At 46.2% G+C, this 16,664-nt stretch carries 17 protein-coding genes and 1 tRNA gene; 7 read left to right on the top strand and 11 right to left on the bottom strand.

What is annotated here, in order from left to right; genetic code table 11:
• Nucleotides 1-10: 10 nt before the first annotated feature.
• Together ACYVF1_RS10810 and folP are read right to left on the bottom strand one after the other, a co-directional pair.
• Nucleotides 11-83: transfer RNA gene (locus ACYVF1_RS10810), tRNA-Lys, on the bottom strand.
• A gap of 81 nt (nt 84-164) precedes the next feature.
• Nucleotides 165-1,007 carry a dihydropteroate synthase gene (folP, locus tag ACYVF1_RS10805; RefSeq protein ID WP_461078499.1) on the bottom strand — a complete coding sequence of 281 codons (843 nt, stop codon included), beginning with the start codon at nt 1,005-1,007 and terminating at the stop codon, nt 165-167.
• Between the two features lie 102 nt (nt 1,008-1,109).
• Between folP and ACYVF1_RS10800 the strand changes: the two genes are divergently transcribed.
• The 3 genes from ACYVF1_RS10800 (at nt 1,110) to ACYVF1_RS10790 (ending at nt 3,447) form a co-directional block, all read left to right on the top strand.
• Nucleotides 1,110-1,682, top strand: coding sequence for a DUF1599 domain-containing protein (locus tag ACYVF1_RS10800; RefSeq protein WP_461078497.1), 573 nt, complete (start codon nt 1,110-1,112; stop codon nt 1,680-1,682).
• A gap of 30 nt (nt 1,683-1,712) precedes the next feature.
• A complete protein-coding gene (locus tag ACYVF1_RS10795) occupies nt 1,713-2,864 on the top strand; it encodes a BT_3928 family protein (protein WP_461078495.1) in 1,152 nt (383 codons plus the stop codon).
• A 76-nt stretch (nt 2,865-2,940) separates the two neighbouring features.
• Nucleotides 2,941-3,447 carry a shikimate kinase gene (locus ACYVF1_RS10790; RefSeq protein ID WP_461078493.1) on the top strand — a complete coding sequence of 169 codons (507 nt, stop codon included), beginning with the start codon at nt 2,941-2,943 and terminating at the stop codon, nt 3,445-3,447.
• A 63-nt stretch (nt 3,448-3,510) separates the two neighbouring features.
• Here ACYVF1_RS10790 and ACYVF1_RS10785 read toward each other — a convergent pair whose 3' ends face one another.
• Both ACYVF1_RS10785 and ACYVF1_RS10780 read right to left on the bottom strand, forming a co-directional pair.
• Complete coding sequence (locus tag ACYVF1_RS10785) at nt 3,511-5,091, bottom strand: hypothetical protein (RefSeq protein ID WP_461078491.1); 1,581 nt, start codon at nt 5,089-5,091, stop codon at nt 3,511-3,513.
• A gap of 175 nt (nt 5,092-5,266) precedes the next feature.
• Entirely contained in the window at nt 5,267-6,535 is a 1,269-nt protein-coding gene (locus tag ACYVF1_RS10780) for a hypothetical protein (protein WP_461078490.1), read from the bottom strand.
• Between the two features lie 270 nt (nt 6,536-6,805).
• Between ACYVF1_RS10780 and proS the strand changes: the two genes are divergently transcribed.
• On the top strand, nt 6,806-8,278 hold the full coding sequence (proS, locus tag ACYVF1_RS10775; protein WP_461078488.1) for a proline--tRNA ligase: 1,473 nt from the start codon (nt 6,806-6,808) through the stop codon (nt 8,276-8,278).
• A 79-nt stretch (nt 8,279-8,357) separates the two neighbouring features.
• Here the strand turns inward: proS and ACYVF1_RS10770 are convergent, their stop codons facing one another.
• Together ACYVF1_RS10770 and ACYVF1_RS10765 are read right to left on the bottom strand one after the other, a co-directional pair.
• On the bottom strand, nt 8,358-8,882 hold the full coding sequence (locus ACYVF1_RS10770; protein WP_461078486.1) for a hypothetical protein: 525 nt from the start codon (nt 8,880-8,882) through the stop codon (nt 8,358-8,360).
• Nucleotides 8,883-8,918: 36 nt separating this feature from the next.
• Entirely contained in the window at nt 8,919-9,287 is a 369-nt protein-coding gene (locus tag ACYVF1_RS10765) for a PadR family transcriptional regulator (RefSeq protein WP_461078484.1), read from the bottom strand.
• A 278-nt stretch (nt 9,288-9,565) separates the two neighbouring features.
• Here ACYVF1_RS10765 and ACYVF1_RS10760 point away from each other — a divergent pair, with 278 nt between their 5' ends.
• Nucleotides 9,566-10,018, top strand: coding sequence for an FKBP-type peptidyl-prolyl cis-trans isomerase (locus ACYVF1_RS10760; RefSeq protein WP_461078482.1), 453 nt, complete (start codon nt 9,566-9,568; stop codon nt 10,016-10,018).
• Between the two features lie 93 nt (nt 10,019-10,111).
• Here ACYVF1_RS10760 and ACYVF1_RS10755 read toward each other — a convergent pair whose 3' ends face one another.
• Nucleotides 10,112-10,513, bottom strand: a complete 402-nt coding sequence (locus ACYVF1_RS10755; protein WP_461078480.1) for a hypothetical protein — start codon at nt 10,511-10,513, stop codon at nt 10,112-10,114.
• 139 nt (nt 10,514-10,652) lie between these two features.
• On the opposite strand from ACYVF1_RS10755, the gene uvsE reads away from it, so the two are divergent.
• On the top strand, nt 10,653-11,552 hold the full coding sequence (uvsE, locus tag ACYVF1_RS10750; protein WP_461078478.1) for a UV DNA damage repair endonuclease UvsE: 900 nt from the start codon (nt 10,653-10,655) through the stop codon (nt 11,550-11,552).
• A 458-nt stretch (nt 11,553-12,010) separates the two neighbouring features.
• A complete protein-coding gene (locus ACYVF1_RS10745) occupies nt 12,011-12,430 on the top strand; it encodes an EthD family reductase (RefSeq protein WP_461078476.1) in 420 nt (139 codons plus the stop codon).
• A gap of 127 nt (nt 12,431-12,557) precedes the next feature.
• Here the strand turns inward: ACYVF1_RS10745 and ACYVF1_RS10740 are convergent, their stop codons facing one another.
• The 4 genes from ACYVF1_RS10740 to ACYVF1_RS10725 all read right to left on the bottom strand — a co-directional run bounded on the left by ACYVF1_RS10740 (nt 12,558) and on the right by ACYVF1_RS10725 (nt 16,499).
• Complete coding sequence (locus tag ACYVF1_RS10740) at nt 12,558-14,021, bottom strand: hypothetical protein (RefSeq protein WP_461078474.1); 1,464 nt, start codon at nt 14,019-14,021, stop codon at nt 12,558-12,560.
• 151 nt (nt 14,022-14,172) lie between these two features.
• Nucleotides 14,173-15,078: a carbon-nitrogen hydrolase family protein gene (locus ACYVF1_RS10735; RefSeq protein ID WP_461078472.1), complete on the bottom strand. Its 906-nt coding sequence runs from the start codon at nt 15,076-15,078 to the stop codon at nt 14,173-14,175.
• 61 nt (nt 15,079-15,139) lie between these two features.
• Nucleotides 15,140-15,403 carry a DUF983 domain-containing protein gene (locus tag ACYVF1_RS10730; protein WP_461078470.1) on the bottom strand — a complete coding sequence of 88 codons (264 nt, stop codon included), beginning with the start codon at nt 15,401-15,403 and terminating at the stop codon, nt 15,140-15,142.
• Between the two features lie 226 nt (nt 15,404-15,629).
• Nucleotides 15,630-16,499 carry an AraC family transcriptional regulator gene (locus ACYVF1_RS10725; RefSeq protein WP_461078468.1) on the bottom strand — a complete coding sequence of 290 codons (870 nt, stop codon included), beginning with the start codon at nt 16,497-16,499 and terminating at the stop codon, nt 15,630-15,632.
• Nucleotides 16,500-16,664: the final 165 nt, after the last annotated feature.

Below are 16,664 nucleotides of genomic sequence, written 5' to 3'. Positions count from 1 at the left end.
CTTTCTTCTGTGATTCGGCTGGGATTCGAACCCAGGACCCATACATTAAAAGTGTATTGCTCTACCAGCTGAGCTACCAAATCATTTCCCTTTTCGATTCGGCCAGAGCGTCGTCGTTTGGGAATGCAAAAGTAGAGGTTTGTTGCACTAAATGCAAGTATGCCTCAAAAAAAAGTTAATTGTTGAGTCAATTTTATAGCTTCAACCGCATCCCGGACATCGTGAACACGTAGGATAGAGGCCCCCTGCAGAAGCCCAACTGTGTTCAAAACCGTAGTGCCATTTAGTGATTTATCGGCGCTGATGTTCAAGGTTTTCCAGATGGTCGATTTGCGCGAAATCCCAACCAGAACCGGTTCTTCGAATAAGGCAAATTCGCGTAGGTGATTCAGCAAAAAAAAATTTTGCGATGGTGTCTTCGCGAAGCCAAATCCGGGGTCCAGAATAACGTCTTTTACTCCCAAAGCACGTAACTCGACCAACCGGGCTGCCAACTCGTCAATCACTTCAGTTACTACGTTCTCATACTTAGCCAGCGATTGCATGGTTTGTGGTGTGCCTCGCAGATGCATTAATATATATGGAACCCCCAAGGTAACTACCATCTCGAACATGGCCGGATCAAGTGTGCCGCCTGCTACGTCGTTGATCAGAACGGCTCCGGCATCAACCGCCTGACGGGCTACCGATGCCCGGAACGTATCAATAGAAAGCAGGGCGTTCGGGAAAGCCGTCAGAATTTGTTCGATGATCGGTAGTACGCGGTCGGCTTCTTGGGTGGGCGAAATGTCGGTGGCACCGGGGCGGGTTGAGTAGCCACCGATGTCAAGGAACGTAGCCCCTTCATCAAGCATCTTTCCAGCAACTTCTACGGTTTTCTCCAACGTAACGCGGCTGTCGGCGAAGAACGAATCAGGTGTTACGTTCAGGATACCCATCACGGCGGGTGTTCGCAAATCAACTAGCCTTCCCCGGCAGTTCAGCGTTTTTTTCGTAACTTTCGGCATAAAAAATAGTCGATAGTCATTAGTCGACAGTTGTAGCAATTCGTTTCCAGGCTTTGCTATCGACTAACCGCCCCGGCGAACCGTGACTATCGACTGATGACTATGAAGAATACTGAAATCGAATATCGGCAGGTTATCCAACGCTGCAAAGACCTTTTCCTAAAAAAGAACAAAGATTACGGCACAGCCTGGCGTATTCTGCGTTTGCCCAGCATCACCGACCAGATTTTTATAAAAGCCCAGCGAATTCGTACGCTTCAGGAAACAGGCGTTAGTCGGGTAGGCGAAGGTATTGAGCCTGAATTTGTCGGCATTATTAATTACTGTGTAATGGCGCTGATTCAGTTGCAGTTAGCCCATGACACGTCGGCTAGTTCGCCCCGGATGGATATCCCGACCGATGAACTTGAGCAACTGTACGACGCCGAAATTGGCAAGGTTATTGACCTGTTGTTTGCCAAAAATCACGATTACGGCGAGGCCTGGCGCGACATGCGGGTTAGTTCTATGACTGATATTATTCTGATGAAACTGCTACGTACGAAGCAAATTGAGGATAATCAGGGCAATACGTTGGTGTCGGAGGGCGTTGAGGCCAATTATATGGATATGATTAATTACGCCGTTTTTTGCCTGATAAAACTAAGTAATGCGGGTGAAAAACCGCAACTATAACTCTACTGCGGATTTCCACCCGCGTTACGTATGACCCCAACAACTTCGCTGCCTAAAGTAAAAACCGGCACGCCACCTATGCTGATTGCCGCCCGCATCGCCCGGATTCTGGTTGGTATTGTCTTTATTTTTTCGGGGCTAATCAAACTAAACGATCCGGTTGGCACCCAAATCAAGTTTGAAGAGTATTTTGAAGTGTTCGCGCAGGACGTACCGTTTTTGCACGATTTCTTCATGGGATTAGTACCCTTTACGTTGGTCATGTCGGTATTATTCTGCGCGGCTGAAGTTATTTTGGGGGTGGCTCTGCTGGTTTCCTATAAACCCAAAATCACCGTCTGGCTGTTGTTCTTTCTTATTGTTTTCTTTACGTTTCTGACGTTTTATTCAGCGTATTTTAATCGCGTTACCGATTGCGGCTGTTTCGGCGATGCTATAAAACTAAAACCCTGGACATCGTTCGGGAAAGACGTAGTACTCACCGTGCTGATTTTGTTTATCATCGGTCATCGAAATCGACTTCGGGCACGTAACACGGGCTGGCTGGTGGCTCTAACCACCGTATTAACGCTGGCGCTTGGGGTATACGCCGTTCAATTTTTACCACCGATCGATATGCTGCCGTATGCCGTTGGTAAAAGCATTCCGACCCAGATGAAACCGTCGGAGCCGCTACGTTATAAATATATAATGGAGCGCGCCGGGAAAACGGAGGAACTGGATAAATACCCGACCGACCAGAGCTATAAATTCAAGGAAATGGTGCTGGTAAATGAAAGTGCCAAACCCAAAATTACCGATTACCGCGTTTGGGATGATTCGGGTGATTATACCCAACAGACCTTCGAAGGGAAAAAGCTGTTCATCATCATCAAGAATACAACTGATATTGACGCTGGTAGCCTGCCGGCGATACGTGAATTGGTAGAAGGTTTGCAGGGGTCCGATATTAAGCCGTTTATCTTGACTTCGACCAGCGATGACGAAATCAAAGCGTTTCGCAAAGAATATCAACTAGAGAACGTACCTTATTATAAAGCTGATGCTACCGTATTGAAAACCATTATGCGTTCAAATCCAGGTACTTGGCTTCTGGACAACGGCGTAGTTCGTGGCAAATGGCACTATAACTCCACACCCGAAGCGGAGGAGGTAAAACAAATTATGAAAGAGAAGTTTTAAAGAGCGAACGAGTAAACGAGTGAAAGAGCGCTGGATTCCGCTCTTTCACTCGTTTACTCGTTCGCTCTTTCGACATATGAAGAACATTTTCCTGGTTGGAATGCCCTCGTCGGGGAAGAGTACGTTGGGGAAACGGATTGCTGAAACGTTGCACTATCGCTTTCTGGATACTGATAAACTAATTGTTCGGGAAGAAGGCCGGTCCATTGCGGATATTTTTGCACAATCGGGTGAGGTATATTTCCGAGAGGCCGAACGGCGGTTACTGCGCACTATCAAACCGGGTGGAAATGTTGTAGTATCGACAGGGGGAGGAATGCCTTGTTTTCACGATAACATGGCCTATATCAATGCCACGGGCGTATCCGTGTTTCTGGATGTCCCCATCGATATTTTGGTACGTCGAATTCTTGCTCATGCGCAGGACGACCGACCACTCAATAATCCCAGCGACCCTAATTTACTGGCCGTTTTGCAACAGCGCTACCTGGAACGCTTACCAATTTATCGGCAGGCCAACGTAGTAATGAATGGAGAAATAACGGAAGACGAAGTTTTGCTGGAATTAGGCAAATGGCTTTAATACAATCACAACTGAAAAGGGCCAGCTTAGCTAAGCTGGCCCTTTTCAGTTGTGATTGTATGTTTAGAAGAATACTCCTAACGATAGCATTACGTTAGTGTTGCGATTATTAACCGCTATTGTTGGCGTGTCGGAATCGTTCGGAAGCTGAAAGGGTGAAAACCCGGACTTGTAAGTCAGGTAGGAACCCGATACGTCTGCGAAAAAACGGTCGTTACGTACTCCTAAGCCCGCTGATAGCAGAATTTTCGTGCGGTCTTCCTTCGCAACCCGATCCAAAGTTAGTTTGTAGGCACTAGGCAGATAAGCTGCACCAGCCCGGATACGTAGCAGACCCGCCCGGATTTCGGCACCTGCCCGAAGATTAAGGACATTGTCATAACTATCCCGAATAATGGCCTTTACGTCATTTTTAAAATCGGTGTTGTCTTGCTGACTGGCGAAGGTCGAGGTACGTACCCGCATGGTCTGATACCCAACGTATTCGGCAGTAGCAGTCAGGAAACCGATTTTGCCTTTGTTGATGAAATACGTAGCACCTGCCGACGCACGCAACGGCGTTTGGAGCGAATATTCGAAATTGTCGTAAGGCGTTACTACGTCGACATTGTTGGTCTTCAGCACAATACCTTCCGGATTTGTGGGTTTAACCGAAGCCGTCAAGGTGCGTCCAAATACTTCGTTGGCGCTGCTCCAAGTTGGCGTTACAATCGTGGCTCCGACCTGGAGTTCTGGGGTCAGTTTGTAGATCAAACCCAACGTAGCGTTGATTCCGTTACCCGTTACGTCAAGTCGGGTTGTCTGTCCGTAATTGTTAAAATAAACGCCATTGATGGGTGTTTCAACAATCACCGATTCATACGAGTATCGGAGCCGGGTCAGGGCCAGCGATCCGCCAATGTAAAGTTTATTGTCCAGATTGCCCGCATAGGCGAGCGTCCATTGCGAGTGCGTGCCCGAATTGGTGCGGGTAACCCGTTGATCTTTGCGGGTATTGGCATCAAAACGTGTATATGGAGGACCGGAACCGTTCGCACCCAAATCAGTTGGATTAATTAGGTAAAGGCCATAGGCAGCAGCTTCCGAAAAATCGGCCTGGCGATCGTTGGGACGAAAGGCATCACTTAGCTCCTGTTCGCTGTATCGGGCACTATTCGCCCCATTAATAAACGGCTGAAGGACCGACGAGTTTGGGTTGTTATTTTGCCCGTGCGCATCAGTATAGTCATAGAAATTAGTTGACTGCGAGTATGTAACGCCAAATGCTGAACGGCGCCAGCGACGGCTTCCGTTGGTGCTTCCGGCCAGAATCAACCCAAACTGCCCTACACTTACCTTACCATTACTGCCGGTAAGCTGCTGGCCCAGAAACGTCGACTGGTTATTGACTGACGTAAAAGCAGGACTAATACTCAACTCCGAACGATTATAGAAACCCAACCCGGCCGGATTACCAGAAATATTGCTGGCGTCGCCACCTAAAGCCGCGTGATTACCTCCAATGCCCCGAAAACGGGCTGATCCATTCTGACTGAAATCAGAAAAGCGAAACGCATCATCGGCATAGTCGGCAGTTGCCCCCTGCCCATAAGCCAGTTGTGTCAGTAACACAATAGCCACCGAAAAAAAGAACTGTTTTTTCATATTTATAAAGCGATTGGTGGTGGATGCCACGTACGTAATCCTTAGAAAAATTAATCGCCTAAACGTTTAATGGAGGGCCAAAAAATACGTAGCGGACCCACAATGTAAACAAAACGAAAATCCCCGCTAATTGTCCTAATCAGCGGGGATTTTTTACAAATAATTTAATCTTGAGTTATCTCGGACCACGTCCGCCACCTCCACCAAACGAGCGACCACCTCCGCCCATGCTGCCACCACTACTGGGGGCACTGAAGCTAGGCTGGCTAAAGCTCCGGCTGCTTTGCGAGGGCTGCTGGAAGCTAGGCTGCGATTGTTGCTGATGAGCGGGTGGGGTGAATACGCTACGTCCACCGTCAGAAGGAGAATAGCTGCCCCGACTGCTTTGACGAGGACGAGCATAATAGTCGCCACCTGAACTGGAATTGCCATTATAAGATGGAGAAGATACCGCACTACCCGCACGGCCGCTTCCACTAAAACCACTACCCGAGTTGTTGCTGTTGTCGTAGTAGTAAGAAGAACCACGGCTTGACCCCCGACTACTTGTGCTTGGACGAGCATAGTAACCATCGTTACCCGGTGTGGCCGTTCCTACGTTATCGGCACTTCGACGACCACCATTTGAATTGTAAGTGCGGGGTGAATTATCAAAGCCTGAGGAATAACGTCCTGCCGACCGGTCATTGTTACGAACATAGGTTCGGTTACGATAAGGGTCGGCGCCTGCTACGTATACATTGTTGACATACACAGGGCTGCCATAATACCCTCCATAGTAGCTTCCGTAAGGCGAATAGAAAGGGCTATAAAAGCTACCAAAACCACCGCCGTAGGCATATGAACCATAGAATGGGTCGGCATAGCGGTATGGCGAGTAGAAGGGGTTGTAGCCGTAACCACCACCGTAATACGGCGAATAAAATGGGTTGCCAAAACTAACACCAAAACCGGGATAGCCGTAGCTGAAGGCACTCATGCCCAAACCAAGTCCTAAGCCATTATAGAAGCCCATGTTGTTGAAACCCCAACGGTTCCAGCTGTAGGCCGATGCCGTAGCGGCATTGTAGCCATTGACAAAGCCCGAATTGTAGCTGTTATCATCCCCCCAACCTGGGTCTGGCGAGATGCCACGTTTTAGATTTCGGGCGCTCAGTTCCGTGTAATACTCGTCGGTGTTCGAATTATAACTCTGCTCATCGTTATAATCCGGGTTTGCGTTACGAGCGCCTTGTTGCTGACGCTCATACCGTTGTTGCCGACGGCTTAACTGCGAATCGTTGTACGAATCATTGTTGCTGGCGTATACTTCCGAATTATTGGAAATACCGTACAAATCGTCGGAATCCGACGCGTTCTGCGCTGTCTGACGGCTGGAGGAGCAACTCCAGATACCAACCAAAGCAGCCAGCGTTAAAAAGCGATATAGTGGTTGCGTTTTCATTTGGCAAGGGAATTAACGTAGTAAAAACTCATAACGAGTACCGGTTTTCTATATAACACAGGAATCAACCGTTTCATTACAAAAATAGAGTAAAAACCTATATTTGCAAGTTCTCAACCTATTAGATTCCCATTTGTTCATTAAGGTTTAATTAGATTTTAAAAATTGTTAAATTTTGTTAGTCGCTAGCCGTCAGCCGTCAGTCAATGATCCTGAAATCATAGCAACCATTGACTGGTGATTAACGGCTAGCAACTAACTATCCAAAGTATGGCTAAAGCAATTCCTTCGCGAAGCGAAAATTATTCGGAGTGGTATAACGAGTTAATCAGAAAGGCCGACCTGGCCGAAAATTCAGCCGTGCGCGGGTGTATGGTCATTAAGCCCTATGGCTTTTCGATCTGGGAAAAAATGCAGCGGGCGCTGGACGATATGTTCAAAGAAACCGGCCACACAAATGCCTATTTTCCGCTTTTCATACCCAAATCATATTTAAGTAAAGAAGCGTCGCACGTAGAAGGCTTCGCCAAAGAATGTGCTGTGGTGACGCATTACCGGCTCAAAAACGCGGAGGATGGCTCAGGTGTGATTGTCGATCCGGAAGCAAAGCTCGAGGAAGAACTTATTGTTCGGCCGACTTCGGAGACGGTTATCTGGAGTACGTACAAGAACTGGATTCAGTCGTACCGCGATTTGCCGTTACTTATTAACCAATGGGCGAACGTAGTACGTTGGGAAATGCGGACGAGGATTTTTCTACGTACCTCTGAATTTCTGTGGCAGGAAGGACATACGGCCCATGCAACCAAAGAAGAAGCGCAGGCCGAAACCCGCCAGATGCTTGATGTGTATGCCCAGTTTGCCGAAGAATGGATGGCCGTTCCGGTTGTGCGGGGGGCTAAAACACCGAATGAGCGTTTTGCCGGCGCCGAAGACACGCTTTGTATCGAAGCCATGATGCAGGATGGAAAAGCCCTACAGGCCGGTACGTCGCATTTTCTGGGGCAGAACTTTGCCAAAGCGTTCGATGTGCAATTCCTGACGAAACAGAACCAACTGGATTACGTCTGGGGGACGTCCTGGGGCGTATCGACTCGCTTAATGGGTGCGCTCATTATGGCGCATTCTGATGACGATGGTTTGGTGTTGCCGCCTAAACTGGCTCCAATTCAGGTGGTTATTGTGCCGATTTACCGGAGTGAAGAACAACTTGAGCAAATTACAGCCAAGGTTAAACCCCTGCTTCAAGAATTGAAAAAAGCCGGTATTTCGGTGAAGTTTGATGATTCTGACGCGAATAAACCGGGATGGAAATTCGCTGAATACGAGTTGCGGGGTGTACCAGTACGTCTGGCGATGGGAGCCCGCGATCTGGAAAACGGCACCGTCGAAATTGCCCGGCGCGATTTGAAAACCAAAGAAACGGTTTCGTTTGAAGGCCTCACCGAACGTATTAAAGCCCTGCTCGACGATATTCAACAATCAATTTACGAAAAAGCGAAAGCGTTTCGACAGGAGAATACGTACCGGGTCGATACGTTTGAGCAGTTTCAGGAGCAAATCGAAAAAGGCGGATTTTTGCTGGCCCACTGGGACGGTACGTCGGAGACCGAAGAAGCTATTAAAGAAGCGACTAAAGCCACGATACGTTGTATTCCATTAGATCAGGAACCAGAAGAAGGCGTTTGTATTTTCTCCGGTAAACCTTCAAAAGGCCGGGTCGTTTTTGCCAGAGCTTATTAGAAATTTGTCGATAATCGTCAGTCATTGGTCATTCGTGAGTTTTGTTCATGACTATTGACTGACAATTATCGACTTTGACTTATCTTAACGATAGTTCCTGCTGACGGATACGTTCCATATACCAACTGGCTGTAGCAAATGTAACGCCACACAGACCAACGATCCAGACGGCTCCCCACGGACTGAAATAGGACCAGGTTTTGCGGCTTAGTAAATCCATCATGGCCATCAGCATCATGCATAGCCCAACGGCCATAATGAAGGCGTTCCGTAACGTAAGTCGATATGATTGACGTAGCGCGTAGGCTCCATAGGCTTTATTCCGAAACTCAAACACGATGTCGTCCAGACTGGCCTGATTAATCTGTTCGGGCGTCATGGCGAGTTCAACCTGATACGTATTGTGCAGATGGCGAACGGCTGTTACGTTAGCTTGCTCCAAAACTGCGTTCAGAGCCGAATCGAATGATAAGCCGATCCACATATAATATTCTACTTCACAGGCCAGGTGATCAGCCAGTTCATCGAGCAGTACGTTGGTAGAGCCATTCTGAAGAAGATGTTTGTGCAGAATGGCCACTTGTTGCGGGCTTAGTTTTTCCATGACGCTTTTCTGTTTAGTCGTACTGTAAGGTATAGGTTATTGGCCAGGGCTCAGGCCGATCGGGGATTGCATCAGTAGGCGCATATTTTCCATAAAGCGTTCAAAATCAGATATTTTTTGCATAGCTGTTTCGTCGCCCTGGGGTGTTAGCGAATAATATTTACGTAGTCGTCCTTCGGCTTCTTCGGTTTCGGTAATGAGCAATCCTTCCTGTTCCAGTTTATGTAAAACGGGATATAAAGCCCCGAATGTTAGTACAATGTCGCCGTTGGTTCGTTCTTTCACAGCCTGCGTAATTTCATAGCCGTACATGCGCCCACGGTTGGGTGGCTTCTGTTCCGCCAGCAGTTTCAGCACAATGGTTTTTAACGTACCTCGTAAAAATTCACTGCCCGATGTGTCCATAGGTTATTTTCTAAATTATGCGACTAATGTACAATAAAGATATATAAATTTCCAATATATGGAAGCGGAAAAAATCTTAAATCATTTATCTATACGAAGTAACAATCTAGTTTGTCTGAATGTACAGCTTCTATGTTCGTAAGCGAATCCGTTGCCTATACCGAACAACCATTTTGTAAACTTTTGGCTCAACTATTGAGTTGCTCAACAAGCAGAGTGTAGCCATTTGCTACAATTCTGGTAGCTTTACGGCTACGTTACATTAAAACTATACAACTATGGCACAGGCAAAATCTGGCGATACCGTTCAGGTGCATTATACCGGAACGCTAACCGACGGAACCATTTTCGATTCATCAGAAGGACGTACTCCGCTGGAGTTTACAGTAGGAAGCGGACAGGTTATCAGAGGATTCGATGAAGGCGTAGCCGGTATGAACCAGGGCGAAAAGAAGACGATAAATATTCCAGTTGAGGACGCTTACGGGCCGGCTAACGAAGAAATGATTTTCACGCTGAATCGATCAGAGATTCCCGACGAGATTCCGCTCGAAGTGGGCGCTACGTTGAATATGCACGAAGATGGTAACCCGCGCCCCATTCCGGTCATCGTACGGGAACTGACTGACACTAGCGTTACGCTCGATGCGAATCACCCGCTGGCCGGTCAGGATTTAACCTTCGAAGTAGAACTCGTTGGCGTAAAATCGCCATCAGGTTTGGTTTCGTAGATTGCTAAAAATAGGCAGCAGGAAGAAGGGGTATGGGGAGACGAGCGGGCAGTACAAACGTAGCATCGCCGTCGCTGCATACCCCTTACTTATTTATTCTGCTTTTGATTTCAACAGCTCGTCCAGCTCCCGCAGGGTTGTCTGTAAACCACGAACGTTTGGGCGTGCTACGTAGGAGGCCATGGCTACAATAATAGCCCCAATATTGAGCGCAACGGGTAAATCCTGAACGTACCGAAGCCCCATACGGGCCTTTTCGATGGCCTGACGAACCTGATCCGCTACGTCGGTCGCATTGGTAAAAGCGGGTCGGACGCTACGTGTCTGAAGGTCGTTTGCCCGGTTGAGCAAACTGTTCTGGTAGGCGTTGATATCTAAATGTTGTTCGTCGGTCAATTCCTGCCAATGCTCCCCCTGAAATCCGTTTAAAGCGTGGGCCAGGTTACGATAACCGCTAGTTATGCTGGTTATCTGTTCAAGTGTAAAGTCTTCCATAAATAGTAATGAGAACCCGTTACGTCCCATTGCAAAAAGTCTATGACTTTCGTGCAAAAGATACAACGGATAGTAATAATAATCGATTAACTTTTGACCAAGCGGTTAAGCCGGATGTCAAAAATCTCTTTCAAACGTTATGATACTTTCACCACATGGTGTCGGCTACGCCTGCATCAATCTTAGCCTTCAGGCCAGTAAAATCACAACTAACCGGGGAATGGTTAAAAAAACATTCGCCGAAAAAGGGGTTGCCTATGCGTCGGAACTAGCCCTGAAGAATGTGCAGGATTTATTGAAGATTGTCGACTGGAATCTTGAAAATGGCTTCCGGCTTTTTCGTGTTTCGTCAGATTTATTTCCCTGGGCATCTGAATATAAAATTTCCCAACTGCCTGATTTTGCGGATATAAAAGCAACTCTCGAAAAAATTGGCTCTCGGCCTATTCGGCTGACGACTCATCCGGGGCCATTCAACCACCTGGCCGGACAGGGTAAAGTGCTCGACAATACCATCGTCGATCTGGAATATCAGTCAGAACTATTTGATTTAATGGGATTGACGCCTTCGCACTGGAATAAAATTAATATTCATGCGGGTGGAACGTATGGCGATAAGAAAGCAACATTGGATCGATTTGCCCGAAATTTCGCCCTATTATCGGAAAATCTACGGGCCCGGTTAACCGTCGAAAACGATGACCGGCAGAGCTTATATACAGTGGCCGATTTGACCTACTTGTACGAAACTATTGGGACGCCCATCGTCTTCGACTACTTTCACCATTCGCTCAATCCCGGCGAACAAACTGAGGAAGAAGCGTTCATGACTGCCTATAGTACGTGGGATGTACGACCTGTATTTCATTTTTCGGATTCCCGGAAACAGTTCGAAGATCCAACAGCCAGAAAAGAAGCCCATGCCGACTGGCTTTACTCGCCCGTTAATACATATGGCAAAGAAGTAGACATTGTCTACGAATGTAAAATGAAAGAATTGGCCGTTTTAAAAGTGATGAATAAAGAGTTGGTTCAATAGGCTTAGCTGGGATAGAATTATATTTTTCCTTTCATAAAGACTGATTAGCCTATAGGCGAAACTCAGCCGGTTAGGTAATTTTTACTGCTAACAGGACCGTTAAATAAACTAATGGTCACATATGCAAACAAACCCTTTATTCATCTCATATTTACGACATACTAGAAGAAGATGCACGAACGTGCTTTCTTCAAATGGTGTGGATAGAAGTAGGAAAGCAGATGAGCCTTGCCCATCTGCTTTTTTTGCTTTTTTCTGTTTTATATTGGTTAATTACTTCGCTTTGTCAGCTCATTAACCCAGCTACATGCTCACTATAGAAGGAGGGTATGTACGTTGCTTCCCTTTTAGGCTCTGTAGTATAGCGCGAAATCTCCGATGTTTGCCGCTTAAAAAAAGTAGATTTTCGTTACTTTTAGTAGCTTCGCTCCAGACAATTAAAAAAGGCCTTTTAAAAAATGAAATTCGTATTATTTGTATTAGCTGTTAGCATAAGTTTTTCAACATTTGCCCAACAGAAAAACACGCCTAAATCTGAAATCAAAACAGATGGTGTTGAAAAAGGCTTGACTAAAATTTCCATTTTGTACCCGTATGCAGAAGGCAAAACGTTCGACATGGATTATTACGAAAAGAATCACATGCCATTTGTAGCCGGTTTGATAGGGGCTAATTTAGTACGGTATACTATAGAAAAAGGGGTATCCAATGGAATGCCTAACTCGCCATTACCCTTCATGGCAATTGGAAGTTTTTATGTTAAAAGTTTGGCTGATTATCAGGCAGCTATTGCTCCTAATCGAGAAGCCATTAGAGCAGATTTTCCAAAGTACACTAACATCAGCCCAACGATACAAATCAGTGAAGTAATCAAGTGATTATACGTCGTACCAAATTGTAAAGGTTCTGTTGTTGATGTAAAGCAGAAAAAGGCCGTTATTTTTAAATTTATTGCCTGTTACCAACCTGGCTTGGTTACTGAGCGCATAATAAACGTAAAGCGGTTTATTTCCTTTTCGCTAATTGATTAACGAGTTCTCGTAATTCATCAATTTCGTGCTGATGCTTTCGCTCAATCGCTTTGAGTTGTTGCTGCTGTTGCTGATTGGCTTTTTCCAGTTGAATGCTGTAAAGAGTAAGTTCTTCAATTTTTTCCAGCAACGTAGCATTCAGTATGTTCAGATCAATTCCCTCTTCTACTACGTTCTTGGCTGAGGGAAGCCCCGGCAAGTGCCCATACCTGATCACATACGCAGCTACTGAAGATAACGGACGTAGCACATAAGACCGGCTAAAAACCCTGTCGCTCCATTGATTCACGTTGTCGATACGTAGTCGGTGGCGGGCTAGTACGGTTTCCCCCTCTTCGTTAACTGTTAGAAATTGGTCGGTGGTGCCGTTACGTATGTTGGGGTTAACAAGATGACTGAATTTAATTCTACCGCTATTCCGCAGATTAATGGTGCCTCGCACATCGAGCGGAAATTGGGGTGAATCGGTACCGATACCTACGGCGATACTGGTATTCGTTGGATCGCCCAGTACAATCGCGTTATTCAAAGCTACTCTCGCATTGGCACCAATGGCCACTGCATTTTGAAGGGTTCCGGAAGTAGGTTGAGCATTCACGCCCAGCATAATATTCTGACTACCGGTAGTAACAACTGTGCCGGACGAGGGGCCAATAATAATGTTATTACTGCCTGTGGTATTAAAAAAACCTGCCTGTTGCCCAACGAAGACGTTATTTCCGCCTGTTGTGTTCTGATCACCAGCCAGATAACCGACGAACGTATTAGCCTGCCCAACTGTATTTTTGTAGCCAGAAGCATAACCTAAAAAGGTATTGTAATGTCCGGTTGTGTTCTTGTTGCCGGTTGCAAAACCCAGGAAAACATTAGCATAGCCTTCTGAATTGGTGTAGCCCGCTTCATTGCCAATAATGACATTTTCACTACCTGTTGTGTTAAGAAAGCCAGCCTGATTTCCCATAAATACATTTTGAGTACCACCTGTATTTGTATAGCCCGCCAGGTGACCGGCGAATACGTTGGCCACTCCGCCTGAATTAGCACGACCCGCCTGAAATCCTACAAATACATTGCCGCCACCGGTCGTATTACTCTCTCCCGATTCATGACCAACAAAGACGTTTTCAGTACCAACGGTGCTATTAAAGCCCGCATACCCGCCCACATAAACATTATTGCTTCCTGTTGTGTTCTCATTGCCAGCCTGATACCCTATCAGAATGTTGCTACTACCCGATGTCGTTTTAGAGCCGGCAAAAGGTCCTAATAATACGTTATAACCGCCCGTTAGTGTTGAATTTCCCGCAAAACTGCCAACAAGTGTGTTGTAAACAGCTGGTGTGGTAGAATTTGGGGAACGCACCACGTAATTGGTTATAATTTGAGCCGATGCCGACGTACTAAGCAGAATGGCGAATAAAACGTAGAAAGTTTTCATGCGAGTATGGTTACAGGATTAATCAAAACTGCATGAAAGATAAGCCAATCAGGAAATAAAAGGCGCTGAAAAGCAGGTCAATACGTTGTGTTTTTAGTTATCGGTAAACCGGAATCTAATGTAATATGCAGACGGATAATCGGGCTTTGTCCTAGAATTTATTCAGGGTGAAAGCAAATAGATCCGGGCGGGTGTAATGGCCTACTACGTCGAAATCAAGTTTACTTTTCATTACATTATCCAAATCCAGTTCAGCGATCAAAATACCTTCTTCACCCCAAAGCGGTTCGGCTAAAAACTCGCCCTGGGGTGATATAATGGCACTTCCGCCCCGACTTACAATGAGTTCATCCTCATCCAGAAAGGCCTGATAATCTTCTGGGTAATCACTCCGTTGCACGAATTGATTGCAGCCCAGGACGTAGCAACGTGCTTCGCAGGCGATATGCTGCAACGTAGCGGGCCAGGTTGGACGGGCGTCGGCGGTGGGAGCGAGGTAGATTTGCGGAAACTGCTGGTAAATGCTCAGACGGGCCAAAGGCATGTAGTTTTCCCAACAGATCAGCCCACCGATACGTCCCAAACTGGTGTCGAACACACGTAGCGAGTCTTTGCCGGAACCTTCACCCCAAACGAGTCGCTCCACGCCGGTTGGCTTGATTTTCTGGTGTTTACCTAAATAACCCTCCGTTGGTGATACGTAAATCAACGTACAATATAAACTGCCATGTAGGGCATCCCGTTCGGTGACGCCCACGGCCAGAAACATGTTATAATCGCGGGCGATCTGCTCAATTCTAGTTAACTCAGGACTGGGAATTTGCAGGCTATTCTGCCAGTATTTCAGGTAAAGCTCGCGCCCTGCATCGGTACGTAAACCAACTTTAGCGCCGAAGGTGAATTTGCGGGGGTAACCCGGAATGAAGGATTCGGGAAACAAAATAAACTGGCAGCCCTGCTCTGCTGACGTAGCAACGCAGGCTTCCAGTTTATCGATTGTCTGCTGAATGTCGAAAAATATAGGCGATGCCTGAACCACGGCGACTTTGACAAGCATAATCAATTTGGCGGTAAGCCATAAAGGTAATCATCTTGCCATTAATGGCCGTTGCTCATAGCTACGCCAAATTGGGTTTGGGCGCAACGAATAAGGTGAGCCAGGTTCGGCGGGCTACCCGGAAGAAATACGGAGTTAACAGGATCAACGTGGGTACCAGACCAATTAAATAGTAATCCAGATCAATCTGTAGCCATTGTACAAAGATAAAAAACGTCAACAGGCAATAAATGGTATATAACGCATAACTTACGAACATCGATGCCCAATAAAATCCGGGTTCGGGCATGAAGTTTTCGCCACAATTCGGGCAGTGCGAATGCATTTGGTCGAAATTTTTACTGAAGGCGCTGCTTTTAACGAAGAAATCGCCTTGATGACATCTTGGGCATTTATTGGCGACTACGCTATAGAATCGGCTATTGGCGAACATGGCAAGGGACGTAACACGGGGAAATGCTCATCGATTTGGCAGGCCGTTTGTTACGTTACAAAAGTACTATTTACAAACGTAGTAGTGATAGTTCAAATTAAGTCAGTTATGGTACAAATCAACGATGAAGTCTTAGTTCTTCTCGAAATTCGGCGGGCGTTTGACCGGTTTGCTTTTTGAAAAAGCGAACAAAGTAGGAGGGGTCGTCGAAAGCGAGTTGGAAGCCGATTTCCTTAATGGAATTGGACGTATGGGTTAACCAGCGTTTGGCTTCAATAGCGATACGTTCGTGAATAAGCTGACTGGCCGATTTATCGAGCACTTTTTTGCAAATGTGATTCAGGTAATTTGGGGTCAAATGCATTTGATCGGCGTAGTGCCTGACCTCCCGAATGGTCATAAACTGTTGCTCAATCAGTTCCTCATACTGTCGAATGCGGTCATAAAGTTGCGCATCAGAACTCGTAAGTTGTTGGGTATAAAGCCGGTTTGCCGTTTCGAGTAACAGGTGCACAAAAGATAGAAAAACCTCCGCCCGATTAATTTGCTGGTGCTCATATTCGTCATACGCGTAGGAAAACAACGTATCAAGACGGCTGGCATCATTCGTCACTTCGAGGAGTGGTTGGTGCTGATTAGAGTGGAAAAAAGGATATTGAAACAGCCGCTGCCCGAATCGCTCCCGAAAAAAATTGGCTTCGAAAAACAAATTGTATCCCTGAATATCTGACGATAATTCCCAGCTATGTACCTGGCCGGGAGTAAGAAAGTAAAGCTGATTGATACGTACCGGATAGGTTTTGAAATCAATGGTGTGGGTGCCCGTACCTTGTCGGATCCACATCAATAAATAGAATGTATGCGAGTGAGGCTTGTCGATGCCGTGAAATTCCTGAACCAGTTTTTCCAGGCGAGTCATGTAGAATAGAGCATGAGGTTCGTGCCTTGGAAACGCCTGTAATTTGTAATTCGGGATCGCTGTTGACATAAAAAAGGATCAATTATGTATACGTTATGAAGTTTGAAATTATATCTAATGTTCAACTTAATTTGCTCTATTCATATGTACTGATTTTAGTAAGATTTACTCTAAATAAGTATTGATATTCGTAAAATGTAACTTTTTCAAAAGGTTACATAGAAAAACAGAATT

The organism is Spirosoma flavus, assembly GCF_054778555.1.
Note: the sequence above shows the minus strand (reverse complement) of the source record. Positions and strands in the feature narration are given on the sequence as shown.

Coding starts and splice junctions, on each gene's coding strand:
- folP (WP_461078499.1), bottom strand. CDS start 1,007: ATGCCGAAAGTTACGAAAAAAACGCTGAACTGCCGGGGAAGGCTAGTT.
- ACYVF1_RS10800 (WP_461078497.1), top strand. CDS start 1,110: ATGAAGAATACTGAAATCGAATATCGGCAGGTTATCCAACGCTGCAAA.
- ACYVF1_RS10795 (WP_461078495.1), top strand. CDS start 1,713: ATGACCCCAACAACTTCGCTGCCTAAAGTAAAAACCGGCACGCCACCT.
- ACYVF1_RS10790 (WP_461078493.1), top strand. CDS start 2,941: ATGAAGAACATTTTCCTGGTTGGAATGCCCTCGTCGGGGAAGAGTACG.
- ACYVF1_RS10785 (WP_461078491.1), bottom strand. CDS start 5,091: ATGAAAAAACAGTTCTTTTTTTCGGTGGCTATTGTGTTACTGACACAA.
- ACYVF1_RS10780 (WP_461078490.1), bottom strand. CDS start 6,535: ATGAAAACGCAACCACTATATCGCTTTTTAACGCTGGCTGCTTTGGTT.
- proS (WP_461078488.1), top strand. CDS start 6,806: ATGGCTAAAGCAATTCCTTCGCGAAGCGAAAATTATTCGGAGTGGTAT.
- ACYVF1_RS10770 (WP_461078486.1), bottom strand. CDS start 8,882: ATGGAAAAACTAAGCCCGCAACAAGTGGCCATTCTGCACAAACATCTT.
- ACYVF1_RS10765 (WP_461078484.1), bottom strand. CDS start 9,287: ATGGACACATCGGGCAGTGAATTTTTACGAGGTACGTTAAAAACCATT.
- ACYVF1_RS10760 (WP_461078482.1), top strand. CDS start 9,566: ATGGCACAGGCAAAATCTGGCGATACCGTTCAGGTGCATTATACCGGA.
- ACYVF1_RS10755 (WP_461078480.1), bottom strand. CDS start 10,513: ATGGAAGACTTTACACTTGAACAGATAACCAGCATAACTAGCGGTTAT.
- uvsE (WP_461078478.1), top strand. CDS start 10,653: ATGATACTTTCACCACATGGTGTCGGCTACGCCTGCATCAATCTTAGC.
- ACYVF1_RS10745 (WP_461078476.1), top strand. CDS start 12,011: ATGAAATTCGTATTATTTGTATTAGCTGTTAGCATAAGTTTTTCAACA.
- ACYVF1_RS10740 (WP_461078474.1), bottom strand. CDS start 14,021: ATGAAAACTTTCTACGTTTTATTCGCCATTCTGCTTAGTACGTCGGCA.
- ACYVF1_RS10735 (WP_461078472.1), bottom strand. CDS start 15,078: ATGCTTGTCAAAGTCGCCGTGGTTCAGGCATCGCCTATATTTTTCGAC.
- ACYVF1_RS10730 (WP_461078470.1), bottom strand. CDS start 15,403: ATGCATTCGCACTGCCCGAATTGTGGCGAAAACTTCATGCCCGAACCC.
- ACYVF1_RS10725 (WP_461078468.1), bottom strand. CDS start 16,499: ATGTCAACAGCGATCCCGAATTACAAATTACAGGCGTTTCCAAGGCAC.